The following is a 25,646-nucleotide window of genomic DNA, read 5'->3' as shown; positions in this document are numbered from 1 at the left end:
CGTCACGGTCGGATCAGTTCCGTCGCGGCGGGCAGCGGGGCGCCGAGCCAGCGCTCGATCATGGCGTGCGCGATCGAGGACGGGCCGGGCAGCAGCATCCACTCGCCGGCGTCCTGCAGTTCCTGCCGGCTGAACCAGCGCAGCGCCAGAATCTCGGCGCCATCGGGCAGCAGGTCGTGGGCGGGCTGGTCGTCGGCTAGCCGGGCCGTGAACCCGCACATGACCGAGGCCGGAAACGGCCACGGCTGCGAGCCGACATAGGCCGGGTCGGTGACCCTCAGGCCGGATTCCTCAAACATTTCGCGGATCACGGCCGATTCCAGGGCCTCGCCGGGTTCGACGAAACCCGCGAGCAACGAATATCGGTTGTTCTCCCACATAGCGTTGGAGCCGAGCAGAATGCGATCGTCGGCGTCGGTGATGAGCACGATCACGGCCGGGTCTGTGCGCGGAAAAACCTGGCTGTTGTCGACCGGGCAGCGACGCACCCAACCGCCCTCTTCGACCACAGTTGCGGCGCCGCAGCGCGGGCAGTGAGCGTGTGAGGCGTGCCAGTTGAGCACGCCGAGGGCCTCGGTAAACAGGCCGGCGTCACGGTCATCCAGCACGGTCGCGACCGTGCGCAGGCCGACCCAGCGCGTGGAATCGGACTCGAGGCCGACAGCGGCGGCATCATCGAGCTGCACGGCGACGATTTGCGTCCCGAATGCTTCGGGCAGGTCGGTCGAGAGCGACCGGCCCAGGTAGACGCGCAGGCTCGGGTTCTGTGCACTCATCGGCAGGCTCGTCGGCGACAGCAGGGCGAGGTGCACGGCGCCGGTGTGGTCCTTTGGCGCGAGCAGAATTTTACCGTGCCAGACGGGCAGAACGCGGGTGGCGGCATCCGCCCAGAGCTGGTCGAACAGCCCGGGAACGCCACGGCTGAGATGATCGCGGTCGATCGCGTGCCGAGACAGCGGCAACCGCGTCGTGAAAGTGAACGACATGGTGAATCTCCGAGCTCTGCGAGAACGTGGGTGTGGAGGCGTGGCGAATAACCAGCAGGTGCGTAATTCGATCTAACCTAGTAGGCATGGCCAGAACTCAACTCACTCTAGCCGCGTTAGCCACCTCCGCTGTTCCGGGGCTCGACGTGGCCTACGCCCGTAAGCACAGTGCCGGCGCGCACGGACTGTTCGACTCGGCGCTCGTCATCGACAGAGACGGGCGGGCGCTGATCATTCGCGTTCCTACCAGCCAGTCGGCCGAAACGGAGCAGTCCGCTGACCTCGTGGCGTTGCGCGCGCTCACCACCGGCAATCGCAGCCGGCTGCCGTTCGACGTTCCGGAATATGTCGGCCAGACGCCGATTCAAGGTACCCGCGCGGTCGTCTACGAGCTGCTGGCCGGTGACAGTTTCGATGCGGATGCCCTCACCGGGCACGAGGGCGTCTCCGGGTCGATCGGGCGGGCCATCGCCGCGATCCACTCACTGCCGAGCGCCTTCATCGGCACCGCCGGGCTTCCCCAGCAGAGCGCGGAACAGTGTCGCAAGGATACGATCGACCTGATCGACCGCGCCGCCAACACGGGCTACCTGCCCGCCGCGCTTCTGCGCCGCTGGGAACAGGCCACCGACGACGATGCGCTGTGGCAGTTCGCACCGGCCGTGGTTCACGGGTCAATGTCGGCCGATTCCATTCTGATCACCGACGACGCCGTGTCGGGCATTCTCGGCTGGTCGGGCCTGGCCGTCGGTGACCCGGCCCGCGACCTGCACTGGTTGCTTGCCGCGCGCGGTGACGCCGCCGAACTGGCCATCGATGCCTACTCGAACGCACGCCAGGGCAGTGATACCCACATCACCCAGCGCGCCATGCTCTATGCCGAGCTCGAGCTGGCCCGCTGGCTGCTGCACGGCGCGAGCAGCCACGACCAGTCCATCGTCGATGACGCCGTCGCCATGCTCGACGGGCTCGTCGATACCGTGCACAGCCATACCCAGCAGCCGCTCTCCCCCGAAACCGGCCCGATCATGACCGTCGACGACGTGGAGACCATGCTCGACCACATGCCGCGCGCCGCTCGGGATTACGACCAGCACGCAGCGATGCACACCGACAGCTACAACTTCTCGGGACTGACCATCGATTCCGAATCCGACGACGACTCCGAGGATGCTTCGTCGAGCACCGGGGTCATCGCCCCAGACCAGGCGGCGAGAAGGTCTGCCTCGGAGTAGAGACGCTCCGGGGCTATGACGGTGTCGTCGGCCACGAAGTAGAACACCGCGTCGACAATGCTCGGATCGATCCCCTTCCACCGGGCATAGGCCAATCGGTAGAGCGCGAGCTGCGTCTGCTTGAGTTCGAGGTCGGCGGCGTTTTTTGGTGCCCGCCCGGTTTTCCAGTCGACCACCTGAAACCCGGTCGGCGTTTGGTAGACGGCGTCGAGCTTGCAGACAAAGACCTGGCCGCCGAGCACGTGGTGAATTTCAATCTCGACGTCGACGGGCGCCCGATCGGCCCATTCGGACCGTTCGAAGGTAGCTTGTAGTACCGCGAATTGCTCCTGCTCCGGCACCCCGAGGTCGCTCAGCGTGCCGGTACCGCCGTCGTCGTCGGTGCCGAAGTCGAGTTCGTTCAGTGCGGCATCGACGCGGTCGCTACCGGTGGCACCGCCGGCGCGGCTCTCCACCCAGGAGTGGAACAGAGTTCCCAGCCGCGTGGCCCGATAGGGACGCTGCGGCATCGGGCGCCGCAGCTCGGCGGCGACTCCGGCCGGGTCGTCGACGTAATCCTTGAACCGGGAGGCCGGAATGCGGGTGGGTACGGGGGCCGCCGCGCCACCGGCCAGCCGCAGGGCGCGTTCCTCGAGCAGCAGGGTGACCGCGTGGGACCAGCGGGTGGGGGCATCCGCTTGGCTGCCCGCCACGCGGGTCGCTGCGGCTTCAACGAGCGCGCGACGGGTACCGAGCGGGTCGAACGGCCACAGTTCGGTGCCGTCCTCGGCGGAATCCGGCTTGACGACCTCGTCGCTCGTGTCGGGGATGGCGGGGATGAGGCCGGCCTCGGCGAGTTCGGTCAGGTAGCGGCTGGGCCGCCGCATGGTCGATCCGGGGCCCCAGAACGAGCCGGTCAGCAGCAACTCTCGTTTGGCGCGGGTGGTGGCCACGTAGATGAGCCGGCGTTCTTCGTCGTCGTGCCGTGTCGCCAGCTCGGCCTTGTAGGTCTGGAAAGCCAGCTCGTAGTCGAGCTGGGTCTCGTGGCCGATGATTTCAAGTTCGGGCAGTTCGGAGCGGTCGCCGCGAAAACCGTAGGGCAGTTCGCCGAAACGCAGCCAGCCGCTGGTGTCGCGAGCAGCCGCGGGGAGGCTCTTCTCGGTCAGGTTGGGAATAGCTACGAAGTCCCATTCCAGGCCCTTGGCGCCGTGAATCGTGAGCAGCTGCACGGTGCCCTGTTCGGAGAGTTCGGCGCGCGGGCCGAGGTCATCCTGCAGCTCCGCGCGCTTCAGCCAGCGCAGAAAACTGGCCAGGGTGCCCTGCTCGTCACTGTCGAGGAAGGCGGCAACCGTGTCGTGGAAGGAGTACAGGTTGGCCAGTCCGAGATCGTTGGCCTCGTTCGCGGTCAGTTCGATGTCCAGCCGAAATTCCTGCTCGATCAGGCGCACGAAGTCGAGCAGCGGCAGGCCGGCGCGGGATCGCAGCCAGGCCAGCTGCCGACCGGCCGACTGCACGCGGGCGCGCCCCAGCTCGCTGAACCCGTCGAACTGGCCGTGGGAGTCAGGCGCAGTGCCGAGAAAATCGAGCGCATCGACGAGGGAACTGCCCTCGTCGCTGGCGACGGATGCCCGCAGCTTGCCCCGTAGATCGGCCGAGATGGCCTGCTGCGCCCAGTCATGTCCGGCCAGCCAGCGCGCCACGTCGGCGAGCGCCGCGAGGTCGCGGGCGCCGACCCGGTAGCGGGCGCCGCTGAGCAGGCGTACCAGTTCGCTGCCGGCAGCCGGGTCGTGCACCACACGCAGCACGCTCACGACATCGGCGACCTCCGGGGTCGAGAGCAACCCGCCGAGGCCGAGCACGTGGGCGCGCACACCGTGCGCCCGCAGTACCTCGGCGAAGTAGTCCATCTCGCGGCGCGCACGAAACAGCATCGCGCCGCTGTAGTCGGCGGGCCCGTGGTCGCCGACCAGCCGGGCGGCAAACCAGTCGGCGACCGCGCCGGCCTCCTCGGCGATGGTTTGCGCCATGACCGCGTCGACAGTGCCTGGTCTGGTGCCGGTCGGCACCTTGAGCGTTTCGACCTGGATTCCGCCCGGCTTGGCCCGCAAGGCTTCGCTGAGCGGCGCGACGAGGGCGTTGGCGGTATCCAGCACGCGAGCGGGATTGCGCCAGGTGAACGACAGCGACATCGTCGGAGCGGACGCTGCGGCGCTGAAATCCTGCGCGAAGCCGAGCAGGTTTGCGGAACTGGCACCGCGCCATCCGTAAATCGACTGGTGCGGGTCACCGACCGCCATCACCGGGTGGTCACGAAACAGGGTGTGCAGCAGCTCGGTCTGCAACACCGAGGTGTCCTGGTATTCATCGAGCAGCACCACCCGATACTGGTCGCGGTAGCGGTCGACGACCGCATCGACCTTCTGGCAGACCTGGAGTGCAAGGGCCACCTGGTCGGAGAACTCGATCAGGCCGAGGCGCCGCTTCTCGCTGCTGTAGTGCGCGGCGAGTTCGGCCAGCACCGGCAGCGGTGCAACCGAGGCCAGGGACTCGACCGCCGAATCGTAGGGCTTCTTCTTGCGCGGATTGCCGTAGGGCAGATCGGGGAGGTAGGCGAAACTCTGGGCCAGAGCGGCGAGGTCGTGCGGCGCTCCCGGGGCGCCGTCGTGCCAGGCTGGCGGGTTCTCGGCGAGGGCGCGACTGAGCTGCAGCACGGCGTCGGTGACCTGGTCGAGGCTCTTGCCGAACGGCACGAGGCGGCCGTCGCCGTGCTCGATGACGACCCGCCGGGCGAGCAGCCAGGCGCTCGTTTCGCTCAGCAGAATTGACTCCGGTTCCCGGCCGAGCAGCAGAGCATTGTCGGTGAACAGGCGACTGGCGAAGGAGTTGTAGGTGGAGACGTTCGGGGTGTTGAACAGGTCGGAACCCGCCGCTGCGGTGGAGTCATCGCCGTCATCGGTGCCGGCGATCATCGGCATGAGGCCGGCTCGGTCGAGCTCGGTGATGCGCCGGTTGATGCGCTCTCCCAGTTCGCCGGCTGCCTTCCGCGTGAAGGTGAGCCCGAGAATCTGGTCGGGACGGGCGTGGCCGTTCGCGAGCAGCCAGAGCACCCGGTTGGCCATGGTCTCGGTCTTGCCACTGCCGGCTCCGGCGACCACCAGGGTGGGAGTGAGCGGCGCCTCGATCACCGCCTGCTGTTCGCTGGTGGGCGGCGGCAGTTCGAGTTGCGCGGCGATGTCGAGGGCCGAAATTGTCGAGATCGTCGTGCTGAGACTCATGAGCTGACCTGCTTGATGACGTGGATTCGGCAGGACCCGTGGGACCGCGGGTCGAGGCAGTGCGAGGTGATCTCGGCGATGAAGGTGGCGCCGCCCATGCCCGTCGCGTCGGCACCGACCCGCTCGCGGAAAGCAACGAGCTGCTCCGGCGTGAAGGCGGGCTGGGTGGGATTGCGGTAATTCTGTTTGACCGTGCCGGACGAGACGATGACCAGGCGGGCCCCGGCCAGGTCCATGTCCCCGGACACGCCCTCGATGACGCCGTCCTGGAACGCTAGCTGATAAGCGCCGAGTTGCGGATGCTCCGCGACGCCGACATCGCTGGTCGCGTCACCCTTGCCGGTTTTCAGGTCGACGATCACGGCCCGGCCGTCGGCCTGGCGTTCCACCCGGTCGATGGTGCCGGAGAGCACGGCACCGCTCACCTCAAGCGTGAAGGTGCCCTCGGCGCTCAAAAGCTCACCACCGCCGCGTTCGAAATCGAGCAGGTAGGAGGCGAGCCGGTCGGTGAGCTCCCTGGCTGCGACCTTCTGCACGCGCGACTGCCAGTCAGCGTCGAAGTCGAGCTCATTCCAGCGCGCCTCCACGCCCTGCCAGAGCGCTTCGGGCCGGCGATCGGTCGCGTCTTCCATGACCTTGTGAATGATCGTGCCGAGGTTCGCTGCGGTGTTCGAGCTGCCACCGCCGACCTGGCCGATCAGCCAGTGCAGCGGGCAGGTTTCGAAGGCCGCCATGCGCGACGGCGAGACCCGCACGGGCTCGTCGCCGGCCTCTGGATCGTTGAGCGGGCGCACGGTGCTGGGGTCGGTCAGCCCGTACCACTGGTCGGGCGCAGCGCCGGGCACGTTTTCGCTGGCCAGGCGGGCCAGCGTGGCCGCGGCATCCGCTGCCCGGGCGACCGTCTCGGAGTCGGTGCGAGCCGGCGAGCGGATGGCGCGGGTTAGGTCGCGGCGCAGCCGCCCGGCCAGGCCGCGCAGCGACAGGGGGTAGCGGCCAAGATCGTCAACGCCCAGGTCGGGCTCAGGCGCGGGCAGCAGGCGCAGAAACACCGAGGGTTCGTTCTCTTCATTGCTTACGGCGGTGACGAGCAGTTCGGTCGTGGCCCGGCTGGCGGCCTGGGCGAACATGCGCAGTTCGTCGTGGAGTACCTGGGTGCGGGCAGCGGTTCCGGCCAGCCCCGTATCGCCCTGTCCCGAAGCAACCAGGGCCAGGTCACCGGCGCCGAGCAGTGACCCGCGGATGCGCAGGTCGGGCCAGACGTTGGCCTGAACGCCGGCGAGCACGACGATGTCGAAATCCCGTCCGATGGTGCCGCTCGGCGTCGACACGATGACGGCAGCGCCGAGCGAGCGCGGCGCGAGGGTGTCTTCGGGCACATCCGTGTCGACGAGGTGTTCGAGGAACAATACCGGCGGGGCCGATGGCGTGCGCTCGACATAGCGCTGGGCGGCGGAGAACAGGGCGACGACGGCGTCGAGGTTGTGGTTGGCTTCGTCGGCGACGATTCCGGTTCCGGTGGACTGTTCTTTCCACTCTCGCTCGAGGCCGCTGCGCTGCCACAGGCCCCAGAGCAGTTCTTCGATGGTGGCGCCAGCGTCGTATTCGATTTTGGCCTGGCGCAGGCTGGCTCCGCAGCCGGCCGCACGGCGGGCGGTGCGGTTGTCGATGGTGAGGAGCAGCTCGGGGTCGAGGAGGGCGGCAACGAGCAGGTCGTCAGCGCTGCGCGGTTCGGCGTTGTCAGTGGCCAGCTCCTGTTGGCGCAGCGCTGCGCGCAGCCGGCGCAGGGTGATCGGGTCGAGTCCGCCGAGCGGGCCGCGCAGCAGCAGGGTCGCTGCTTCCGGGGCGAGCGGCTTACGGCCGAGGGTTACTTCGAGGGCCAGGATGAAGGCCCGCACCGCGTACTCGTCGCGCAGCGCGGTGCTCGCCGTCGAAATCTGGGTCGGCACTTCTAGGGCTGCGAGCCCCTTGGAGATCGAAGGGACCAGCGACCCGGTGCGCACGATCACGGCCATGCGGGACCACGGAATGTCGTCGATCACGTGGCGTTCGCGCAGCAGCCGGGCGATCACAGCGAGCTGATCGGCCGGGCTGCTGGCAACGACGGTGTGCACGGATTGGTCGAGATATTCGCCCGGAACGGCCGCCACACTCGTCTGTTCGATCGTGGCCGGTTCGATGCTGGCTTGTTCGATGCTGGCCGCGGCACGCTGGGTTCCAGCCACCGCCGCCCCGATCCGGCTGGTGATCTCCGCGACGACACGACGGATGCCCGACCTGTGCCGGTAGACCGTCCCCAGCACGATCGGCGCGGCCACCCGGCCGCCGTCTGCGGGCACGCCGGGACGCAGGTACGAGCCGAGACGGCCCAGGGCATCCGGGTGGGCACCGTGGAACGAGCCGGTGCTGATGTCGGGGTCGCCGACGGCGACGATCGCTACCCCGCGCGCCTGAAACTGGGCGAGCAGGGTGAGCGTGGCCTGGGTGACCTCCTGCGCATCGTCGAGCACAATCAAGCGCAAGCCGGCCAGCGAACCGAGTGTTGCAACGCCCGCCATTCCTGCCTCGGCACCGGCCACGATCGCGGCGGCATAGCGGGCAAGCTCGGTGGAGTCGAACTGGCCCGGGCGAGCCTGGTCTTTGGCCTCCTCGTAGCCGCGAATGAACTCGGCCGCCGCAACCCACTCCGGCCGACCGAGGCCGAAACGCTCGAGCTGGCCAGGGGTCACCCCGTATTCCACCGCTCGCATCATGAGGTCGCGCAGTTCGGTGCGAAAACCGCGCAGGCGGCGCACGTCGGCACCGAGCGTGGCCGGCCAGGCCGGCCCTGCTCCGTCGTCGAGGTGGCCCTGCAGCAGTTCGGCGATGATCTGGTCTTGCTCGCCACCGGTGAGCAGCGTGGGCGGAGGATCACCGGCCTGGGCCACGGCGGAACGCACAATCTGAAAGGCCACCGAGTTGGCGCTGCGAGCCAGCGGACCGTTGGTGGGCACACCGAGGCGCAGTGCGAGCCGGTCGCGCAGGGCTGTGGCACCGGCGCGGGTCGGCACCAGCACCAGAACCTCGCTCGGCGAATAGCCACGGTTCAAGACCCGATCGGCCACGAGTTCGACGAGCGTCATGGTCTTGCCGCTGCCTGGCGCGCCGATCACCGCGCCACTCACCCCGTCGGGGAGGTCGAGAACGGCCTGCTGGGCGGCATCAAGGTCGAGGTTGGTCACATTTCAACGGTAACGGGTTGCGCCGACAGTGAAATCGGTCAGGGCTGGTCTGCGTTCTGTCGTACTCTGGGCGCAAGGCTACGAAAGGCAGTTCGGTGGATATTCGCATTGGTATTTTCAACTCTCCCCGGGAGATTGGTTTTGAGACTTCGCAGCCAGCGACCGAGATTGAGGAGACCGTTGCGGCGGCCCTCTCCGGTCAGACCGGCTACCTGAAGCTCAGCGACAGCAAGGGTCGCGTCTACATCGTTCCGACCGTGGGCCTGGCCTACGTCGAACTCGGCAGCGAAGAGTCACGCCGCGTCGGTTTCGTCGCTTAACGCACATGGAACTGCTGTTCGTCGCGCTGTTCGGCGCGGTCATCGGCCTCGCCGCGCGGTATTTTCTGCCCGGGCGGTCCACCCAGGGTTCGGTGCTGGTTCCGGCGATCGGAACGGTCGCGGCATCCGCGGTCTGGGTCGGGCTGACCTGGCTCGGCTGGGATTGGGCCGGCGGGTGGATCTGGTGGGTGTCTCTCGGGGCCGCCACCGCTGCATCCGTTGTGCTGAACCTGGTGATTAGTCGACGACGTATTCACGCCGACCAGCGGATGCTGCAACTCCTCGCCAAAACCGGCTCGCCCGACACCGCGTAGCGTTCGGGGCGCTCGCTAAGCAGTGAGGCCGAGTCCGTCCATGCGGCGGGTGTGTGCGGCGATGAGCTCGGTGAAGACCGGTTCGATGCGCGCCTCGGCTCCGTCGCCTCGGTCAGTACCAGGATCGGCGGCTGGCATCGCCGACCGGGCCACGAGCAGGGTGTCTCCGACGAGTCGGCGACCCCACATGGCCAGCCGGGATCCGAGCGCCACGTCGTTTTCGATGGCGGTCTGCAGTTCGTGCACGAGCACGTCGGTGCCGGAATCCTCGCCGAGCAGCTGCGCCACCCGCGGGCCGATGTCGCGCGGCAGGCCGTCAGAGAGTCGAATGAAGAAGTCGTCGAGAAGACCGCCGGCGAGGTAGCAGCTCAGCAGCAGCTCGTGCCAGTTCGCACCGCTGGTCTTCTGGCGAAACTCATCGAGGCCGGCGACGAACGGGGCCATCTCGGTGGCTGGCTCGTGCCCGCGGCGACGAATCTCGGTGATCAGGCCGTGATGCTTGCTCAGGGCCCGACCGGCGGCGGCGCTGAGGCCTTCCTTCACGGCGAGGTTCGGCGCTGTCGCCACGGCGCGGGCCAGGCTTTCGAACTCGCCGAGCTCGCAGTAGGCGGCCTGGCCGAGAAAATGCTGCACACCGGGAGCGAGGGAACTGATGTCCACTTTTTCGGTTGGCTGGAGCGCCCCGCGGGCGGAAAGCCGGGGAGCTTCATTGCGCTGCGGGCGCCGACCGAACCACGTGACCACGGGCTTAGCTTAGGACAGCGCGCCTGTGGCCGCGGTACAGGCGGGGCAGTAAGGTGGAATTACGTCGCCGGCAAGGATCGGCGGCCGCTGCCCGAGACGCAAAAACGGGCGCACTTCGCTTCCAGTTAATGACAGGCATACATTCGTGACTTTCTCCGAACTTAATATTGACCAGGACATGGTCGACTCCCTTGCAGCCAAGGGCATCCTCGAACCGTTCCCCATTCAGACCCAGACCATCCCCCTCGCCCTGGCCGGCCAGGACATCATCGGCCAGGCCAAGACCGGCACCGGCAAGACCTTCGGTTTCGGCCTTCCGGTCATTCAGCGCCTCGGCCTCGACCCCGAGCCCGGCGTGCAGGCACTCATCGTCGTTCCAACCCGAGAACTGTGCGTTCAGGTTTCCGAGGACCTCGAGCTCGCTGCGGCCGGCCGTAACACCAAGATCGTCTCCATCTACGGCGGCAAGGCCTACGAGGGACAGATCGAACAGCTCAAGGCTGGCGCGCAGATCGTGGTCGGCACCCCCGGGCGCCTGCTCGACTTGGCCAGCCAGCGTCTGCTCACCCTTGCCAACGTGCGCGAGATGGTGCTCGACGAGGCCGATAAGATGCTCGACCTCGGTTTTCTCTCCGACATTGAGAAGCTGTTCGCGCAGACGCCGTCCACTCGCCACACCATGCTGTTCTCGGCGACGATGCCCGGGCCGATCGTGGCCCTCGCCCGTCGCTTCATGAACCGCCCGATCCACATTCGTGCGACCGACCCCGACGAAGGCCTCATGCAGGCCAACATCGAGCACCTCGTCTACCGTGCCCACAACATGGACAAGGACGAGGTCATCGGCCGCATCCTCATGGCCGAGGGCCGCGGCAAGACCATCATCTTCACCCGCACGAAGCGCGCCGCCGCGAAGCTCGTCGAAGAACTCGGCGACCGCGGCTTCAATGCCACGGCCGTGCACGGCGACCTCAACCAGGAACAGCGCGAACGCGCCATGGCCAGCTTCAAGAGCGGCAAGAAAGAAATCCTGATCGCAACGGATGTCGCTGCTCGCGGTATCGACGTCGAAGACGTCACCCACGTGATCAATCACACCATTCCCGAAGACGAGAAAGCATACCTGCACCGCGTCGGTCGCACCGGCCGCGCCGGCAAGACCGGAATCGCCGTCACCTTCGTCGACTGGGACGACCTGCACAAGTGGTCGCTGATCAATAAGGCGCTCGACTTCGGCCAGCCCGAACCGATGGAAACCTACTCTTCGTCGCCGCACCTCTACACCGACCTGAACATTCCGGCCGGTTCCAAGGGCCGCCTGCGTGCAACCCCGGTTAAAGACGTCGCTGCTGGCGACACTCGCACCGGTGGCGCCGGTCGCTCGGGCGGGGCACGCAGCGGCGCTGGCGGTCGCTCGGACTCCGGTCGGTCCGGCGGCGCACCGCGCGGTGGTCGATCCGAGGGTGGCCGCGGTCGTGGTGATTCAACGCGCGCAGCCGATCGGGCGGCAACGAGCCCGGTGACCACCGGCGCCGACGAAGGCCGGCCCGCCCGGTCGCGCACTCGCGTCAGTTCCAGCACCAATCCGGATGCCCCGGCCGCTACCCCGGCAGCCGGCACTCACGATGGCGGCGGAGCCGAGCACCACGACGGCAACAACGCGCCGCTGCGTCGCAGCCGCACCCGTCGTCGCTCACCGCAGACCGGCAGCAGCATCTAGCAGCTGATCAAATCATGAGGGCCCGGCATCCGGGCTGACACCGTTTCGACCGTGCCAGCCTGGGTCCGGGCATTTGTGTATTGGTGCCCCGGCATCCGCTATTGCGGTCAGCCGTTGAGAATCAGCCGTAGACGGGAGCTGAGCCGCGCCCCTGCGCGATGATGCGGTCGAGCACCTCGGGGGCCGTCGTGTTCTCGCCGAGCCGGTTGGGCTTGCCGGTACCGTGGTAGTCGCTCGAGCCGGTGACCAACAGCCCGAACTTGGCGGCGAGTTCGTACAGCCGAGCGGTGGGTTCCGGGTTGTTTTCACGGTGACCCAGTTCGAGGCCGAACAGGCCGGCCTCCACCATGGTCTTCAGCCGGGACTCTTCGACGACCTCATTGATGCCGCGCGTGGCGGGGTGCGCGATGACCGGCACTCCCCCGGCGGCACGCACCAGTTCGATCGCGCGCAGCGGGTCGGGCGCGTAGTGCGGTTGAAAGTAGCCGGCTTTCCAGTGCAGAATATCGGCGAAGGCCGCGCTGCGGTTCCGGGCATGGCCGCGGGCCACGAGGGCGTCGGCGATGTGTGGCCGACCAACGGTGGCATCGGGGGTGGTCTGGGCGAGTACGTCGTCCCAGCTCAGGTCGTAGTCGACCCCGATGCGAGCGACCATCTGCTCGGCCCGGCTGAGCCTGGCCGCCCGCACCCTGGTCATCTCGGCCAGCAGGGCCGGATCGGTCGGGTCGAAGAGATATGCCAAAAGGTGCACACTCGCGTACTGTACCCGCGTGCTGAATTCCATTCCGGGAATAAGCGTGATTCGGTCGGTGCGAGCGGCAGCGGATGCCTCGGCCCAGCCGGCCGTGGAGTCGTGGTCGGTGAGGGCAATCGTGCCCAGGCCCGCAGCGGATGCCGCACGAACCAGCTCGGCCGGCGTCTCGGTACCGTCCGACACGCTGGAGTGCGCGTGCAGATCGATCGGACCCTGGAATTGCCGCGCGACTGCCATCACCCCATGCTAGTTGTCCACCCGAGCCCCCTCCTCTCTGCGCGAAGCGCTGGGGATTCCCCAGAATTCTCATCTACAGTTCAAAACAATGTTCACGCGACTCTTCCGGGCACTGATTCTCATCGCTGCCGCCGTTTTCCTGCTGGTCCTGACCTGGCCGCAGGCGTTCGGCCTGCACAACACCTGGGTCGTCGCACACCTCGTGTCGTTTCGGGCGATCGCCGTGATCGGTGCGATCGTCGGCCTCGTGCTGTTCGGTCTGCTGCGCTTCATTCGGCCGCTGCGGCGAACCCTCGGCATGGTCATGGTACTGCTCGCCCTGTTCGCCGTGGCCAATCTCGGTATTCTCGCCTCCCGCGGCTTCACCGCTGATACCGCCGATGTCAGTACGGCGCCGACTAGTTCCGCCGACTCCGTCACCGTGCTCAGCTGGAACACACTGGGAGACGCTCCGGGCGCCGCGGTCATCGCCGCGGAAGCGGTGGCTCAGAATGCCGACATCGTCACCCTGCCCGAAACAACAGAGGCGACCGGTGTCCTGATCGCCAAACTGATGCGCGACGCCGGCCGGCCCATGTGGGTGCACACACTTGCCTTCGATCTGGTGTCGAAGGCTCGTTCCACCACCCTGCTGATCAGTCCGGAACTCGGCGACTACGCCGTGAGCAACGCGGCCGGGTCCGGCCCGCCGGGCAACACCAACGTGCTGCCGACCGTTGTCGCCAAACCGGTGGACGGCAGCGGACCGACCATCGTGGCCGTACATGCCGTGGCCCCGATCCAGTATGAAATGTCGAACTGGCGCAGCGACCTCGACTGGCTCGCCACCCAGTGTCAGGCCGACAACGTGATCATGGCGGGCGATTTTAACTCGACCCTCGATCACATGGCCGACCGCGCCGGTGCGCCGGACGCTGTTCTCGGAAACTGCGGGGATGCCGCGCTATCGGCCGGCGCAGCGGCCGTCGGCACCTGGCCCACCAGCATTCCCGCGCTGCTCGGCAGCCCCATCGATCACGTCATGGCTACCCCGAACTGGCACGTGAGCGCGCTGCAGGTGATCGAGTCGCTCGACGGTGCCGGCAGCGATCACCGGCCGATCGTGGCCACGCTCACACCGGCCGCGTAGACCGCGCAGGCACCGGCATCCGGTCATCGCAGCATCTGCGCCTCGGTGATCGGCCGCCGCCCAGAGTGCGGTGCGAGAATGGTGCAATGGCTGATACCACTGCTTCCGCTCTTATTCCCGCTGCTCTTACTCCACCCGTGCGCTCGAACGAGAACCGTTCGACCACACCGGGATCTACCGGCTTCAAATCGTTCATCGCGAGCGGCTGGGCCGATCGCACCGACGTGCTGCCGCCCGCCCGCGAACAGGCGCCCTTCGCCGCCGCCCGACGTGCGCGGCTCTCTGCCCAGTACCCCGGAGCGCGCCTGATCATTCCGGCCGGCCGATTGAAGCAGCGCTCCAACGACACCGACTACGCCTTTCGTGCACACTCCGCCTTCGCGCACCTCACCGGCTGGGGCAGCGACAGCGAACCCGGCGCCGTTCTCGTGCTCGAACCGACGGATGCCGGCCACGACGCCACACTGTACTTTCGGGAACGAGCCGGCCGCGACTCCGACGAGTTCTACGCCAACCCCGACATCGGCGAATTCTGGATCGGCCCGCGCCCATCGGTGGCCCAGGTCGCGAGCGATCTGGCTCTCGATGTGCGCGGCATCGCCGAGCTCGCCGGAGTGCTGAACGCCGTCGACAGCGAAACCCTCGTGCTGCGGGAGGCCGACCCGACCTTCACCGAGCAGGTCGACGAAGCCCGCCTGCGCTTCGCCGCGGAACGGGTACTCGGCAGCAACGCCCCCGATTCCCCGTTCAGCATCGAGATCAACGCCGAGCACGAGCCCGACGCCGGCTTGGCCCGCGACGTCTCCGAACTGCGCCTGGTGAAGGATGCCTACGAGATTGCGCAGATGCGCCTCGCCGTCGCCGCGACCGCGCGCGGCTTCGACGATGTCATCGCCGACCTGCCGCGTTCGAGCCAGCACGCCCGCGGCGAGCGCCTGGTCGAGGGCGTCTTCAACACCCGGGCGCGCAGCGACGGCAACACGGTCGGCTACGACACCATCGCCGCGTCCGGCCCGCACGCCTGCATCCTGCACTGGACCCGCAACGACGGCGTCGTCGCCCCCGGCGACCTGATTCTCATCGACGCCGGCGTTGAGCTCGACAGCTACTACACCGCCGACATCACCCGCACCCTCCCGGTCAACGGCGTCTACACCGACGTTCAGCGTCTGGTCTACGAGACCGTTCGTGAAGCAGCGGATGCCGCCTTCGCCGTCGTTCTCCCCGGCGTGGTGTTTCGCGACGTGCACGCTGCGGCAATGAACGTCATCGCGCGCCGCACCGCCGAGTGGGGCATGCTTCCGGTCTCCGCCGACGAGGCCCTGCAGCCAGAGAACGGCCAGCACCGCCGCTACATGGTGCACGGCACCAGCCACCATCTCGGCATCGACGTGCACGACTGCGCGCAGGCCCGCCGCGACATGTACATGGACGGCGTACTCGAACCGGGCATGGTCTTCACCATCGAACCCGGCCTGTACTTTCAGCCCGACGACCTCACCGTTCCGGCCGAATTCCGCGGCATCGGCGTGCGCATCGAAGACGACATCCTGGTGACCGAGACCGGTGCCGAAAACCTCTCGGCCGCGATCCCCCGAACCGCCACCGAGGTAGAGGCGTGGTTGGCGGCGTCCAAGCGCTAACCGGTTCGCGAGAGCGCAAAAAGTGCCCGTTTGAGAATCTCAATCGGGCACTTTTTGCGCTCTCGCGTGACTATTCAGAGGGGGTGACGGGTGCCGGGGGCTCGTCGCCCAGCAGGTTGCGGGCACGGTGTACCAATTCGGGATCGACGATGATCTGGTAACTGGTCGCGATGACCTGCATGGTCGAGGTGAAGTCACGCCGGCGCCGGTTGATGGCGTAGCTTGCGATCCCGAGCAGCATGCCGAACCCGGCGCCCATGATGAGGGCGGCGAACACGAACGGCAGGCTCGATCCGGTCGGCGAGAACAGAAAGAACAGGATGCCGAAGAAGATTCCGAGCCAGGCACCGGATGCCGCCCCCGCGAGCGCGACCCGGCCGTAGGTCAGTTTGCCGGTCACCCGCTCAACACTCTTGAGGTCGTTGCCCACGATCGAGAGCTGTTTCACCGGAAAATCGGCCTTCGCCAGCGTGTCGACGGCGGCCTGCGCGTCAGCGTACGTGCTGTAGGTGGCGAGCACCTCCCCGCGCGGCAACACGGGGGGCAGCACCGGGCGGCGTCGGGAGAAAAGGCTCTGGTTGCTCATGGCCCCATTCTTTCATGACGGCCGGACTGCGGGGCTGAGTGGTCGTTCAGCGAAAATGAACCCTTCGTGCCGGGCAACGATTATCAGGCCAGTGGCCTACATTTATAGTGTGAGTGCCACCAGAGTTTTTGTTGCCCGACTGGCCGGGTGCACCGTTTTCGACCCCGCGGGCGACCGCGTGGGCAAGGTGCGCGATGTTCTCGTGGTGTATCGAAAAAACGACCCGCCCAGCGTTGTCGGCCTGATCGTGGAGATACCGGGCAAACGCCGCGTGTTCGTGTCGATCAATCGGGTCACCAGCATCGGCAGCGGCCAGATCATCACGACCGGCCTGATCAACGTGCGCCGCTACGAACAGCGCGGCGGCGAGGTGCGCGTCATCGCCGAATTACTCGGCCGCAAGGTGCTCTTCACCGACGGTTCCGGCGAAGCCACGATTGAAGACGTCGCGATCAAGGAGGGCACGGAGGCGGACTGGGCCATCAGCCAACTGTTCGTGCGCCGCCCCAAAACCAGCGCCTCACCGTTCGTCAAGGGCGTCACGACCTTCGCCACCTGGGCCGAGGTACGCGAAAAAGAAACCAAGGGCCAGGCGCAATCCGCCGAGCACCTCATCGCGACCTACTCCGACCTTAAGCCCGCCGACCTTGCCAACACCCTGCTCGACCTGCCGCGCGAGCGCATGTTCGAGGTAGCCGGTGAACTGCCGGACGATCGCCTCGCCGACGTGCTCGAAGAGATGCCCGAAACCGACCAGGTCGGCATTCTGACCAGCCTCGGCGACGCCCGCGCCGCCGACGTGCTCGACCAGATGCAGCCCGACGACGCCGCCGACCTCATCGCCCAGCTGCCAGAGGAGCGCGGCGAACAGCTGCTCGACCTGATGGAGCCCGAAGAAGCCGAAGACGTACGCTTTCTGCTCTCCTACGCCCCCGACACCGCGGGCGGGCTCATGACGACCGAACCGATCATTGTTTCAGCCGACGCCACCGTCGCCGAAGGACTCGCGCGCATCCGTCGGCACGACCTGGCCCCGGCGCTCGGCGCGGCGATCTGCGTGACCCTGCCGCCCTACGAAGCTCCCACCGGCCGATTCCTCGGCATGGTGCATTTTCAGCGGATGCTGCGCTACCCGCCCCACGAACGCCTCGGCACGCTGCTCGACGCCGGACTCGACCCGGTCACCGCCGACACGTCGGCCGCCGAAGTGAGCCGTATCCTGGCGAGCTACGACCTGGTGTCGGTGCCCGTGGTCGACGAGAACTACCGACTGGTCGGGGTGGTGACGATTGATGACGTGCTCGACTACCTGCTGCCCGACGACTGGCGCAGCCACGACGGCAATGATGATGTGCGCCGCCGGGCCGCAGCCCGCAGCGAACTGAGAACCGGCAGCATTCCACTGCCCGGAGCGCAAAGGACGACTCGTGGCCCACAATAACCGCCGAACCGGCAGCATTACCATACCAACACTGCCCGGAGCGCAAAGGACGACTCGTGGCCCACAATAACCGCCGAACCGGCAGCATTACCATACCAACACTGCCCGGAGCGCAAAGGACGACTCGTGGCCCACAATAACCGCCGAACCGGCAGCATTACCATACCAACACTGCCCGGAGCGCAAAGGACGACTCGTGGCCCACAATAACCGCCGAACCGGCAGCATTACCATACCAACACTGCCCGGAGCGCAAAGGACGACTCGTGGCCCACAATAACCGCCGAACCGGCAGCATTACCATACCAACACTGCCCGGAGCGCAAAGGACGACTCGTGGCCCACAATAACCGCCGAACCGGCAGCATTACCATACCAACACTGCCCGGAGCGCAAAGGACGACTCGTGGCCCACAATAACCGCCGAACCGGCAGCATTACCATACCAACACTGCCCGGAGCGCAAAGGACGACTCGTGGCCCACAATAACCGCCGAACCGGCAGCATTACCATACCAACACTGCCCGGAGCGCAAAGGACGACTCGTGGCCCACAATAACCGCCGAACCGGCAGCATTACCATACCAATACTGCCCGGAGCGCAAAGGACGACTCGTGGCCCGCAATAACCGCGCCGACCTGCGCCTGGACGCCCCCAAGGGCCTGCGGACGAGCAACATCGTTGGGCTGAATCGGAGCGGACACAGTCGGGACCGGTTCGGACGCTTCACCGAGGCGATCGCCCGCGGCATGGGCACCCCGTGGTTTCTGCTCGGGCTCACCCTGTTCGCCGTCGCCTGGATCTCCTGGAACACCCTCGCTCCGGTGGACTGGCGCTTCGACTCCGTCGCACTCGGGTTCATCGCGCTGACCCTGGTTTTGTCGATGCAGGCGTCCTATGCCGCGCCGATGATCCTGCTCGCTCAGAACCGGCAGGACGACCGCGACCGGGTGCAGTTCGAACAGGACCGGCAGCGGGCCGAACGCACCCTCGCCGACACCGAGTACCTCGCCCGCGAGGTCGTGGCCCTGCGCATCGCGATCAAGGACATGGCCTCGAAGGATTTCATTCGCGCCGAATTGCGTGCGTTGCTCGAACACCTGGATGAGCGCAGTCACCTGGATGAACCCACAGGCTCCGACATCACCAACGAAAGCCGCCCCACCGCATGACTCCTGCCCCACTGAGTTCAACGCCCGACAGCATCCGCGCCCGCGTGTTCACCGCCCTGGCCCGGGTGACCGACCCGGAGATTCGCAAACCCATCACCGACCTCGACATGGTGTCGGGGGTGACGGTGAGCGAGACCGGGCGGGTGAGCGTCGGCATCCGCTTGACCATTGCTGGTTGTCCGGCCGCAGCGCGCATTGAGAGCGACGTTCTGGCCGCCGCCGAGTCGGTGGCTGGGGTCGGCCTGGCGAGCGTCGCGGTGGCGATCATGACCCGCGAGCAGCGCACCGCGCTCACCGAGAAGCTGCGCGGCGGCCAGGTGGAGCGCAGCGTGCAGTTCGGCCCGGAGTCACTCACCCGCGTCTACGCGATCACGAGCGGCAAGGGCGGCGTGGGCAAGTCCACCGTCACCGCGAACCTGGCGGTGGCCCTGGCCGGCGAAGGACTGCGGGTGGGCATCGTGGATGCCGACGTACACGGCTTCAGCATTCCCGGCCTGCTCGGCCTCGTGCACGACGGGCTCGCGGTGAAACCGACCCAGGTCGGCGATATGATTCTGCCGCCGATCGCGCACGACGTGAAGGTCATCTCGATCGGCATGTTCATCGATGACAAGTCGGCCGCGGTCGCGTGGCGCGGCCCGATGCTGCACCGCACGATCAAGCAGTTTCTCACCGACGTGTACTTCGGCGACCTCGACGTGCTGCTGCTCGATCTACCGCCAGGAACCGGCGACGTCGCCATCACGGTCGGCCAGCTGCTCCCCCACGCCGAGGTCATCGTTGTCACCACCCCGCAGGCGGCGGCCGCCGATGTGGCGGAACGCAGCGGAATCGTGGCCCGCCAGACCGGGCAAAGCGTCTACGGGGTGATCGAGAACATGTCCGCCCTGGTGCAGCCCGACGGCAGCCTGCTCGAACTGTTCGGTTCCGGCGGCGGCGCCGAAGTGGCCAGGCGGCTCTCAGTCGGTCAGGAGACACCGGTACCGGTGCTCGCGCAGGTTCCGCTCAGCCTGGCCCTGCGCACCGGCGGCGACGACGGACTGCCGGTTGTGCTCGGCGCGCCCGACGACCCCGCAGCCCGCGCCATTTTGGCGCTGGCCCACAGCATGAAAACCCGTGCGCGTGGCCTGGCCGGCCTCAGCCTCGGGCTCACGCCGCGTTAGCGCCTACTCTTTCGGCTTGACCAGCGTCGCCGCGTGGTCGGGAACCTGGTGGTTCTCCTCGCGCGGCGGCCGCTCGTAGTCGGAGTCCGGCGGACGCGGCGGAATGTGCACCTTCGGCGGGTCGATCTTCTCGTACGGCACGAGCGAGAGCAGATGGCTGATCACGTTCAGCCGGGACGAACGCTTGTCTTCACTCTCCACCACCCACCAGGGCGCTTCGGCGATGTCTGTGTGCACGAACATCTCGTCTTTCGCCTTGGAATAATCGACCCATTTAGTGATCGATAGCACGTCGGTTTCGGAGAGCTTCCAGCGCCGCATCGGGTCGTTCAGGCGTGATCGAAAACGTCGTTCCTGCTCCAGGTCAGACACCGAGAACCAGTACTTGACCAGCAGGATTCCGTCTTCGACCAGCATCCGCTCGAACAACGGTGCCTGGTGCAGAAACCGGCGATATTCGTCACTCGTGCAGTAGCCCATGACCCGTTCGACGCCGGCCCGGTTGTACCAGGAGCGGTCCATCAGCACGATCTCGCCGGTCGATGGCAGGTGCTCGATGTACCGCTGAAAATACCACTGGCCGCGCTGACGTTCGGTGGGCATCGGCAGGGCGACGATGCGTGCGACGCGGGGGTTCAGGTATTCGGTGATGCGCTTGATCGCCGAGCCCTTACCCGCGGCATCGCGGCCCTCGAATATCACCACGACACGGGCACCGGATGCCTTCACCCACTGCTGCATCGTGACCAGTTCGGCCTGCAGGCGGGCCAGTTCGGCCTCGTAGACCTTCTTCTTGACGCGCAGAACGGTTGTAGGCGTTTTCGACATCGAGACTCCGTCAGACCGGAACTACGTGGCTTCAGTATCGAACGGGGCCGGTTCGAGCGCGGCCAGGGCCGCTTCCCGTGCCCGCTTACGTTTCAGGTATGCACCCTCCGGGTTGGGTTCGGCGCGAGAAATCGTTGCGGACTGTTCCTTGAACGGGTCTTCGTCGGCGAGGGCTTCCCGGATGATGCGACGCGGGTCATACTGGCGCGGGTCCAGTTTTTTCCAGTCCAGATCGTCGAACTCCGGACCCATTTCATCGCGCATGCGGTCTTTGGCCCCGTTGGCCATATCGCGCAACTGGCGCACGAGGCGAGCGAGCTGCGCGGCGTAGTGCGGTAGTTTGTCGGGGCCGAGCAAGAAGACAGCGATGATCCCGATCAGAAGAATCTTCTCGAACGTCAGCCCAAACATGTCCTTAGAGTAACTGCCCGGCGAGGCATCCACAGACCACACGCGCCCCGGCCCTAGTCTTGACCTAATCATCTACTGGAGTTATTTGTGTCTGACATTGAACTGAACTGGAAATTCTCCGACGACTGTGTCGTGGAGTCCGAAGCTATCGCCAAGGCGCGCCAGCAATCCCTCGAGTTGGGGATCGATGCCATTCCGCCCTCGGTGGGGGCGCAATCGGCCGTTCTGGCGGCGGCCACCGGGGCACGCAGCATCCTCGAGGTCGGTACCGGGGCCGGAGTCTCGGGGATCTGGCTGCTGACCGGAGCTCCCGGCGCAACTCTCACCTCGATTGATACCGAGGTCGACCACCTGCAGCACGCGAAGGCGAACTTCATCGAAGCGAAAATTCCGGCGAACCGGGTGCGCCTCATCACGGGCAAGGCCGGCGAGGTTCTGCCCCGCATGAACGAGAATTCTTACGACATTGTGTTTATTGACGCCGACCCACAGTCGGTCATCGAGTACGTCGAACACGGACTGCGCCTGGCCCGTCCGGGCGGCACGGTGCTCGTCGCGCACGCGCTGTGGCGCGGACGGGTGGCCGACCCGGCTCAGCGCGACGATGTCGCGACCGGGTTTCGCACTCTGCTGACCGAGATCGCCGCATCGAGCGCTGTGATCAGCGCGCTGTCCCCGGTCGGCGACGGGCTGCTGCAGATCACCAAGCTGCGCGCCTAGAACGTTCCCAGATACACCAGAACGGCCACGCAATACCTGCGTGGCCGTTCTGCTGTATTAACTATAGGAACACGAGGCTACTTCGCCGCAGCGACAACCCCGGCAAGTGCATCGTGAAGTTCCTTGGCCTCGGCGTCGTTGACGGAGACAACGAGCCGACCCCCACCCTCGAGCGGTACACGCACGATGATCAGGCGCCCCTCTTTTACAGCCTCCATTGGACCGTCTCCGGTACGTGGCTTCATGGCCGCCATGAACTCCCCTTCCATTCGTCTTTGTATACCCATTATCGACTATCTCGGCCCGAGACGTAAATTAGGGTCGGACTCAGTGTCAAATCAGGCTTCTTACGGCGGAGTCCAGTCGTAACCATCGACGCCCCAGCAGATCAGCAGCCAGCCCCACTGGCCGGCCACGAAGAGCAGAACGATCGACACTCGATAGATGCGGCTGCGCGGTAGCGCGGCCGCACCGAGCAAGGGAAACATCGGCATGAGCAGCCGGAACGTGCTCGATTGCGGAAAGAATACGGCGAGCAGGTACAGCCCGTAACTGGCCACCCACAGCCGCAGATCCACGCCGAGCCGCCGTACTGCGGGCGTGAACAGCAGCACGGCGAAGGTCAAGATGAGGGCGGTGACCACCGCGATGCCCCACGGGCTACCGAGCCACCAGACGCCGCCCTGGAACCAGGCCGTGAACGGAACCAGTTCCACGTAGCCGATGTACGGTGCCCGCCACGCCAACTCGGTGTCGGTGTAGGCCATCAGGTCGTCGGTGGCGGCCCAGGCCGCGATCGGCCAGGCCAGTCCCATCAGCGCGCTGAAGACGGCAACGGAGGCCGCCAGCATCCGCTCGGCGACGGAAAACGGGTCGCGGCGGCGCGTGACGAAGCGGTAGATCACGTGCAGCCCGAGGGCGAGGGCAAATGCGAGTCCGCTCGGCCGGGTGAGGGCCATCACCGCGATCACCGGGAACAGCAGCCAGTAGCGGCGCTCGAGCAGCAGGTAGAGGGCGAGGGTAAGAAAGAACAGGTACATCGACTCGGCGTAGGCGAACTGCAGAATCGGCGACAGCGGGGCAACGCAGAACAGCACCACCGAGAACAGGGCGGTCGCCGGCGACTGCACCCGCGCCATGAGGCGGTAGAACAGCAGGGCGGTGCCGAGACTGAAACCGACCGACACGAACACCGCCACCGGCGCCCACGGAAAATTGGTCAGTTCCATGATCAGCCGGGCCACCACCGGATAGCCCGGCATGAACGCCCAGGCATTCTCGCCGATCTGTCCCCCATCGGTGAGCGGCAGCACGCTGGGATAACCGACCGCCGCGACGATGTTGTACCAGCGACCGTCCCACATGGTCGCGAAATCGGTGTATTTCGGGCTGGCACCGGTCCACGCGTTGGGGCCCTGTACGCTCGCCAGCACCAGGATGAGGCTTGTCGTGACCAGGCGTGACAGCGCCCAGACCACGACGACCTTGCCCCACCACGGGGTCAGCCGGTAGCGGGCGTGCCAGGCCGCTGGCAGCCGCCGGGCGCGCGACCGGGGCGCGGTCTGCCTGCGGGGGCGGAGCATCCGCTCAGTCATTGTTCTGTCGCTGCGTTAACGAACGGATGCGCTCAGCCAGGCGCGCAGGCCGTTCTCGCAGGCCGTGATCTCGGCCACGGCGACGCGTTCGTCGTCGGCGTGCGCCTTGAGCGGGTCGCCGGGACCGTAGTTGACGGCCGGAACGCCGAGCGCGGAGAAGCGGGCGACGTCGGTCCAGCCGTACTTGGGCGTAGCGACACCGCCGACAGCGTTCAGGAATTCGCGGGCGAGCGGGGCGTCGAGGCCGGGCCGGGCGCCCTCGGCACGGTCGACCACGGTGAGGTCGTAGCCGGCGAACAACTCACGCAAGTGGGCGACGGCTTCGTCGGCGCTGCGGCTGGGGGCGAAACGGTAGTTGACGTGCACCATGCACTCGTCGGGGATGATGTTGCCGGCGACGCCGCCGGTAATGCCGACCGCGTTCAGCCCTTCGCGGTAGACCAGGCCCTCAACCTCGACCTCGCGGGCTTGGTAGCCGGCCAGAATGTTGAGAATCGGGGCGGCCTTGTGAATGGCATTCTCGCCGACCCAGCTGCGCGCCGAGTGCGAGCGCAGGCCGAACGTGCGAACTTCGACGCGCAGGTTGCCGTTGCAGCCGCCCTCGATCTGGCTTCGGGTCGGTTCGCCGAGAATCGCGAAATCGCCGATAAGCAGGTCGGGCCGGTTGCGGGCGAGCCGGCCGAGGCCGTTGAGCTCGTCGGAGACCTCTTCGTGGTCGTACCACATCCAGGTCACGTCGACCCCGGGTTCGGTCAGTTCGGCGGCGAGCTTCAGCTGTACGGCCACGCCGGCCTTCATGTCGACGGTGCCGCGGCCCCAGAGGTAGTCGGTGCCGTCGATGGTCTCGTAGCGGGTGGGCAGGTTGTCGTTGAGCGGCACTGTGTCGATGTGGCCGGCGATGACGACGCGCTGCGCACGATTCAGGTTGGTGCGGGCGACGACGGTGTCGCCGTCGCGAATGATCTCGAGGTGGTCGAAACCGTGAAGCGCCGCCACGATCGCGTCGGCGAGGGCAGTCTCATTGCCCGACACCGACTCCAGGTCGCAGATTTGTCTAGTCAGTTCGATTGACGTCGCTGTCAGGTCGAGCACGGTGGTTTTTGCTGGGGCCGGAAGTCTAGAAGTCACCCTACTAATCTAGAGGTATGCCCTCCGTAGTTTCCGAAAACGCTCCTGCCACACCGACCCAGGCCTGGGGATACGGCCTCGCCACCGTCGCCACCGACGGCACCGTGCTGGATACCTGGTTTCCCACCCCGGTACTCGGCGCGCTGCCGACCGGCCGCGATCGCTGGATCGTTCCGGCGGAGTTGAGCGAAGCGGCTGGCGACGACGCCCGCCGCGCGGTACGCCTCGAAGCCGTCACTGTGGAAATCATCCTCGGCGCGGCACCAGCCAGCACGTCGGATGCCTACCTGCGGCTGCACCTGCTCTCGCACCTCCTCGTTCTGCCGAACAGCATCAACCTCGACGGCATCTTCGCTTTTCTGCCCACCGTCGTGTGGACCAACGCCGGTCCCATGGTGCCGACCGATTTCGCCCGCCTGCGCCCGACCCTGCAGCGCGCCGGCATTCAGGCCAGCGGCGTCGACAAATTTCCACCGCTGCTTGACTATGTCGTTCCGACCGGCGTGAGAATAGCAGATGCCTCCCGCGTGCGGCTCGGCGCCCACCTCGCCCCCGGCACCACGGTGATGCACGAGGGCTTCGTCAACTTCAACGCCGGCACCCTCGGTTCCTCCATGGTCGAGGGCCGCATCTCGCAGGGCGTCGTGGTCGGTGACGGCGCGGATATCGGTGGCGGCGCATCCATTATGGGCACCCTGTCAGGTGGCGGAACGCAGCGCATCTCGATCGGCGCGCGCGCGCTGCTCGGAGCCAATTCCGGCGTGGGCATCGCGATCGGCGATGACAGCGTGGTCGAGGCCGGACTCTACGTGACGGCCGGCACCAAGGTTGTGCTCGTCGGCGAACCACGGCTCACCGACGGCACGTTCGCCACGGTGAAAGCGGTCGAGCTCTCCGGCGTGCCTAACCTGCTGTTTCGCCGCAACTCCATCTCCGGCGCCGTCGAGGTGCTCGCCCGCAGTGGCAGCGGAATCACGCTGAACGCCGCACTGCACGCCTGAGCTGGTGCTGACAAGCGGATGTCGGTGGGTTCCGCTAGCATCCGG

The 25,646-nt window shown here is 66.7% G+C and carries 22 protein-coding genes; 11 read left to right on the top strand and 11 right to left on the bottom strand.

Features of this window, described 5'->3' with window-relative positions:
- Positions 1-2 precede the first annotated feature (2 nt).
- Positions 3-986, bottom strand: a complete 984-nt coding sequence (gene nudC, locus CXY77_RS13580; RefSeq protein WP_092341524.1) for an NAD(+) diphosphatase — start codon at positions 984-986, stop codon at positions 3-5.
- An 86-nt stretch (positions 987-1,072) separates the two neighbouring features.
- Between nudC and CXY77_RS13575 the strand changes: the two genes are divergently transcribed.
- Positions 1,073-2,221 carry a phosphotransferase gene (locus tag CXY77_RS13575; RefSeq protein ID WP_134379310.1) on the top strand — a complete coding sequence of 383 codons (1,149 nt, stop codon included), beginning with the start codon at positions 1,073-1,075 and terminating at the stop codon, positions 2,219-2,221.
- Here CXY77_RS13575 and CXY77_RS13570 read toward each other — a convergent pair.
- Together CXY77_RS13570 and CXY77_RS13565 are read right to left on the bottom strand one after the other, a co-directional pair.
- Positions 2,104-5,475 (bottom strand): ATP-dependent DNA helicase, encoded by a 3,372-nt coding sequence (locus tag CXY77_RS13570; protein WP_104130241.1) that lies wholly within the window; start codon positions 5,473-5,475, stop codon positions 2,104-2,106. The genes CXY77_RS13575 and CXY77_RS13570 overlap by 118 nt on opposite strands.
- Complete coding sequence (locus tag CXY77_RS13565; RefSeq protein WP_233197402.1) at positions 5,472-8,693, bottom strand: ATP-dependent DNA helicase; 3,222 nt, start codon at positions 8,691-8,693, stop codon at positions 5,472-5,474. The genes CXY77_RS13570 and CXY77_RS13565 overlap by 4 nt, the downstream gene beginning before the upstream one ends.
- Positions 8,694-8,788: 95 nt before the next feature.
- On the opposite strand from CXY77_RS13565, the gene CXY77_RS13560 reads away from it, so the two are divergent.
- On the top strand, positions 8,789-9,013 hold the full coding sequence (locus tag CXY77_RS13560; RefSeq protein WP_092108379.1) for a DUF3107 domain-containing protein: 225 nt from the start codon (positions 8,789-8,791) through the stop codon (positions 9,011-9,013).
- A gap of 5 nt (positions 9,014-9,018) precedes the next feature.
- Positions 9,019-9,327 carry a hypothetical protein gene (locus CXY77_RS13555; RefSeq protein WP_104130240.1) on the top strand — a complete coding sequence of 103 codons (309 nt, stop codon included), beginning with the start codon at positions 9,019-9,021 and terminating at the stop codon, positions 9,325-9,327.
- Between the two features lie 15 nt (positions 9,328-9,342).
- On the opposite strand, the gene CXY77_RS13550 is transcribed toward CXY77_RS13555, so the two are convergent.
- Positions 9,343-10,071: a ferritin-like fold-containing protein gene (locus CXY77_RS13550; RefSeq protein ID WP_092341527.1), complete on the bottom strand. Its 729-nt coding sequence runs from the start codon at positions 10,069-10,071 to the stop codon at positions 9,343-9,345.
- A 145-nt stretch (positions 10,072-10,216) separates the two neighbouring features.
- Between CXY77_RS13550 and CXY77_RS13545 the strand changes: the two genes are divergently transcribed.
- A complete protein-coding gene (locus CXY77_RS13545; protein WP_104089269.1) occupies positions 10,217-11,791 on the top strand; it encodes a DEAD/DEAH box helicase in 1,575 nt (524 codons plus the stop codon).
- Between the two features lie 121 nt (positions 11,792-11,912).
- On the opposite strand, the gene CXY77_RS13540 is transcribed toward CXY77_RS13545, so the two are convergent.
- Positions 11,913-12,782: a PHP domain-containing protein gene (locus CXY77_RS13540; protein WP_104089271.1), complete on the bottom strand. Its 870-nt coding sequence runs from the start codon at positions 12,780-12,782 to the stop codon at positions 11,913-11,915.
- 88 nt (positions 12,783-12,870) lie between these two features.
- Here CXY77_RS13540 and CXY77_RS13535 point away from each other — a divergent pair, with 88 nt between their 5' ends.
- A complete protein-coding gene (locus tag CXY77_RS13535; RefSeq protein ID WP_104089272.1) occupies positions 12,871-13,911 on the top strand; it encodes an endonuclease/exonuclease/phosphatase family protein in 1,041 nt (346 codons plus the stop codon).
- A gap of 86 nt (positions 13,912-13,997) precedes the next feature.
- Entirely contained in the window at positions 13,998-15,554 is a 1,557-nt protein-coding gene (locus tag CXY77_RS13530) for an aminopeptidase P family protein (protein ID WP_104130239.1), read from the top strand.
- 70 nt (positions 15,555-15,624) lie between these two features.
- On the opposite strand, the gene CXY77_RS13525 is transcribed toward CXY77_RS13530, so the two are convergent.
- Positions 15,625-16,140, bottom strand: a complete 516-nt coding sequence (locus tag CXY77_RS13525) for a general stress protein (protein ID WP_092341532.1) — start codon at positions 16,138-16,140, stop codon at positions 15,625-15,627.
- A gap of 109 nt (positions 16,141-16,249) precedes the next feature.
- Here CXY77_RS13525 and CXY77_RS13520 point away from each other — a divergent pair, with 109 nt between their 5' ends.
- From CXY77_RS13520 to CXY77_RS13510, 3 genes are all read left to right on the top strand, one after another.
- Positions 16,250-17,581, top strand: a complete 1,332-nt coding sequence (locus tag CXY77_RS13520; protein ID WP_092341551.1) for a magnesium transporter MgtE N-terminal domain-containing protein — start codon at positions 16,250-16,252, stop codon at positions 17,579-17,581.
- A gap of 616 nt (positions 17,582-18,197) precedes the next feature.
- Positions 18,198-18,755 carry a DUF1003 domain-containing protein gene (locus CXY77_RS13515; protein ID WP_092340766.1) on the top strand — a complete coding sequence of 186 codons (558 nt, stop codon included), beginning with the start codon at positions 18,198-18,200 and terminating at the stop codon, positions 18,753-18,755.
- Positions 18,752-19,918 carry an Mrp/NBP35 family ATP-binding protein gene (locus tag CXY77_RS13510; RefSeq protein WP_104130238.1) on the top strand — a complete coding sequence of 389 codons (1,167 nt, stop codon included), beginning with the start codon at positions 18,752-18,754 and terminating at the stop codon, positions 19,916-19,918. Before CXY77_RS13515 ends, CXY77_RS13510 begins: the two co-directional genes overlap by 4 nt.
- 3 nt (positions 19,919-19,921) lie before the next feature.
- Here CXY77_RS13510 and ppk2 read toward each other — a convergent pair whose 3' ends face one another.
- Together ppk2 and CXY77_RS13500 are read right to left on the bottom strand one after the other, a co-directional pair.
- Positions 19,922-20,746, bottom strand: coding sequence for a polyphosphate kinase 2 (gene ppk2, locus CXY77_RS13505; protein ID WP_104130237.1), 825 nt, complete (start codon positions 20,744-20,746; stop codon positions 19,922-19,924).
- A 21-nt stretch (positions 20,747-20,767) separates the two neighbouring features.
- On the bottom strand, positions 20,768-21,157 hold the full coding sequence (locus CXY77_RS13500; protein WP_092340763.1) for a sec-independent translocase: 390 nt from the start codon (positions 21,155-21,157) through the stop codon (positions 20,768-20,770).
- A gap of 87 nt (positions 21,158-21,244) precedes the next feature.
- Here CXY77_RS13500 and CXY77_RS13495 point away from each other — a divergent pair, with 87 nt between their 5' ends.
- Positions 21,245-21,877, top strand: a complete 633-nt coding sequence (locus tag CXY77_RS13495; RefSeq protein ID WP_092340762.1) for an O-methyltransferase — start codon at positions 21,245-21,247, stop codon at positions 21,875-21,877.
- 77 nt (positions 21,878-21,954) lie between these two features.
- Here the strand turns inward: CXY77_RS13495 and CXY77_RS13490 are convergent, their stop codons facing one another.
- The 3 genes from CXY77_RS13490 to dapE form a co-directional block, all read right to left on the bottom strand.
- Complete coding sequence (locus CXY77_RS13490) at positions 21,955-22,131, bottom strand: DUF3117 domain-containing protein (protein WP_092108645.1); 177 nt, start codon at positions 22,129-22,131, stop codon at positions 21,955-21,957.
- Between the two features lie 93 nt (positions 22,132-22,224).
- Entirely contained in the window at positions 22,225-23,460 is a 1,236-nt protein-coding gene (locus CXY77_RS13485; protein WP_233197401.1) for a hypothetical protein, read from the bottom strand.
- 27 nt (positions 23,461-23,487) lie between these two features.
- Positions 23,488-24,600 carry a succinyl-diaminopimelate desuccinylase gene (gene dapE, locus CXY77_RS13480; protein WP_233197400.1) on the bottom strand — a complete coding sequence of 371 codons (1,113 nt, stop codon included), beginning with the start codon at positions 24,598-24,600 and terminating at the stop codon, positions 23,488-23,490.
- A gap of 17 nt (positions 24,601-24,617) precedes the next feature.
- On the opposite strand from dapE, the gene dapD reads away from it, so the two are divergent.
- Positions 24,618-25,601, top strand: a complete 984-nt coding sequence (gene dapD / locus CXY77_RS13475; RefSeq protein ID WP_104130235.1) for a 2,3,4,5-tetrahydropyridine-2,6-dicarboxylate N-succinyltransferase — start codon at positions 24,618-24,620, stop codon at positions 25,599-25,601.
- The last annotated feature ends 45 nt before the right edge of the window (positions 25,602-25,646 follow it).

The sequence above is a fragment of the Cryobacterium sp. N21 genome (assembly GCF_002929575.1).
In the GTDB taxonomy this organism is placed as follows: domain Bacteria; phylum Actinomycetota; class Actinomycetes; order Actinomycetales; family Microbacteriaceae; genus Cryobacterium; species Cryobacterium flavum.
This window is presented reverse-complemented; position numbering and strand designations above follow the sequence as displayed.

What these genes read in the sequence shown, in the direction of transcription:
- nudC (WP_092341524.1), bottom strand. Translation starts at nt 986, where the DNA reads ATGTCGTTCACTTTCACGACGCGGTTGCCGCTGTCTCGGCACGCGATC.
- CXY77_RS13575 (WP_134379310.1), top strand. Translation starts at nt 1,073, where the DNA reads ATGGCCAGAACTCAACTCACTCTAGCCGCGTTAGCCACCTCCGCTGTT.
- CXY77_RS13570 (WP_104130241.1), bottom strand. Translation starts at nt 5,475, where the DNA reads ATGAGTCTCAGCACGACGATCTCGACAATTTCGGCCCTCGACATCGCC.
- CXY77_RS13555 (WP_104130240.1), top strand. Translation starts at nt 9,019, where the DNA reads ATGGAACTGCTGTTCGTCGCGCTGTTCGGCGCGGTCATCGGCCTCGCC.
- CXY77_RS13540 (WP_104089271.1), bottom strand. Translation starts at nt 12,782, where the DNA reads ATGGCAGTCGCGCGGCAATTCCAGGGTCCGATCGATCTGCACGCGCAC.
- CXY77_RS13535 (WP_104089272.1), top strand. Translation starts at nt 12,871, where the DNA reads ATGTTCACGCGACTCTTCCGGGCACTGATTCTCATCGCTGCCGCCGTT.
- CXY77_RS13530 (WP_104130239.1), top strand. Translation starts at nt 13,998, where the DNA reads ATGGCTGATACCACTGCTTCCGCTCTTATTCCCGCTGCTCTTACTCCA.
- CXY77_RS13525 (WP_092341532.1), bottom strand. Translation starts at nt 16,140, where the DNA reads ATGAGCAACCAGAGCCTTTTCTCCCGACGCCGCCCGGTGCTGCCCCCC.
- CXY77_RS13510 (WP_104130238.1), top strand. Translation starts at nt 18,752, where the DNA reads ATGACTCCTGCCCCACTGAGTTCAACGCCCGACAGCATCCGCGCCCGC.
- ppk2 (WP_104130237.1), bottom strand. Translation starts at nt 20,746, where the DNA reads ATGTCGAAAACGCCTACAACCGTTCTGCGCGTCAAGAAGAAGGTCTAC.
- CXY77_RS13500 (WP_092340763.1), bottom strand. Translation starts at nt 21,157, where the DNA reads ATGTTTGGGCTGACGTTCGAGAAGATTCTTCTGATCGGGATCATCGCT.
- CXY77_RS13490 (WP_092108645.1), bottom strand. Translation starts at nt 22,131, where the DNA reads ATGGCGGCCATGAAGCCACGTACCGGAGACGGTCCAATGGAGGCTGTA.
- CXY77_RS13485 (WP_233197401.1), bottom strand. Translation starts at nt 23,460, where the DNA reads ATGCTCCGCCCCCGCAGGCAGACCGCGCCCCGGTCGCGCGCCCGGCGG.
- dapD (WP_104130235.1), top strand. Translation starts at nt 24,618, where the DNA reads ATGCCCTCCGTAGTTTCCGAAAACGCTCCTGCCACACCGACCCAGGCC.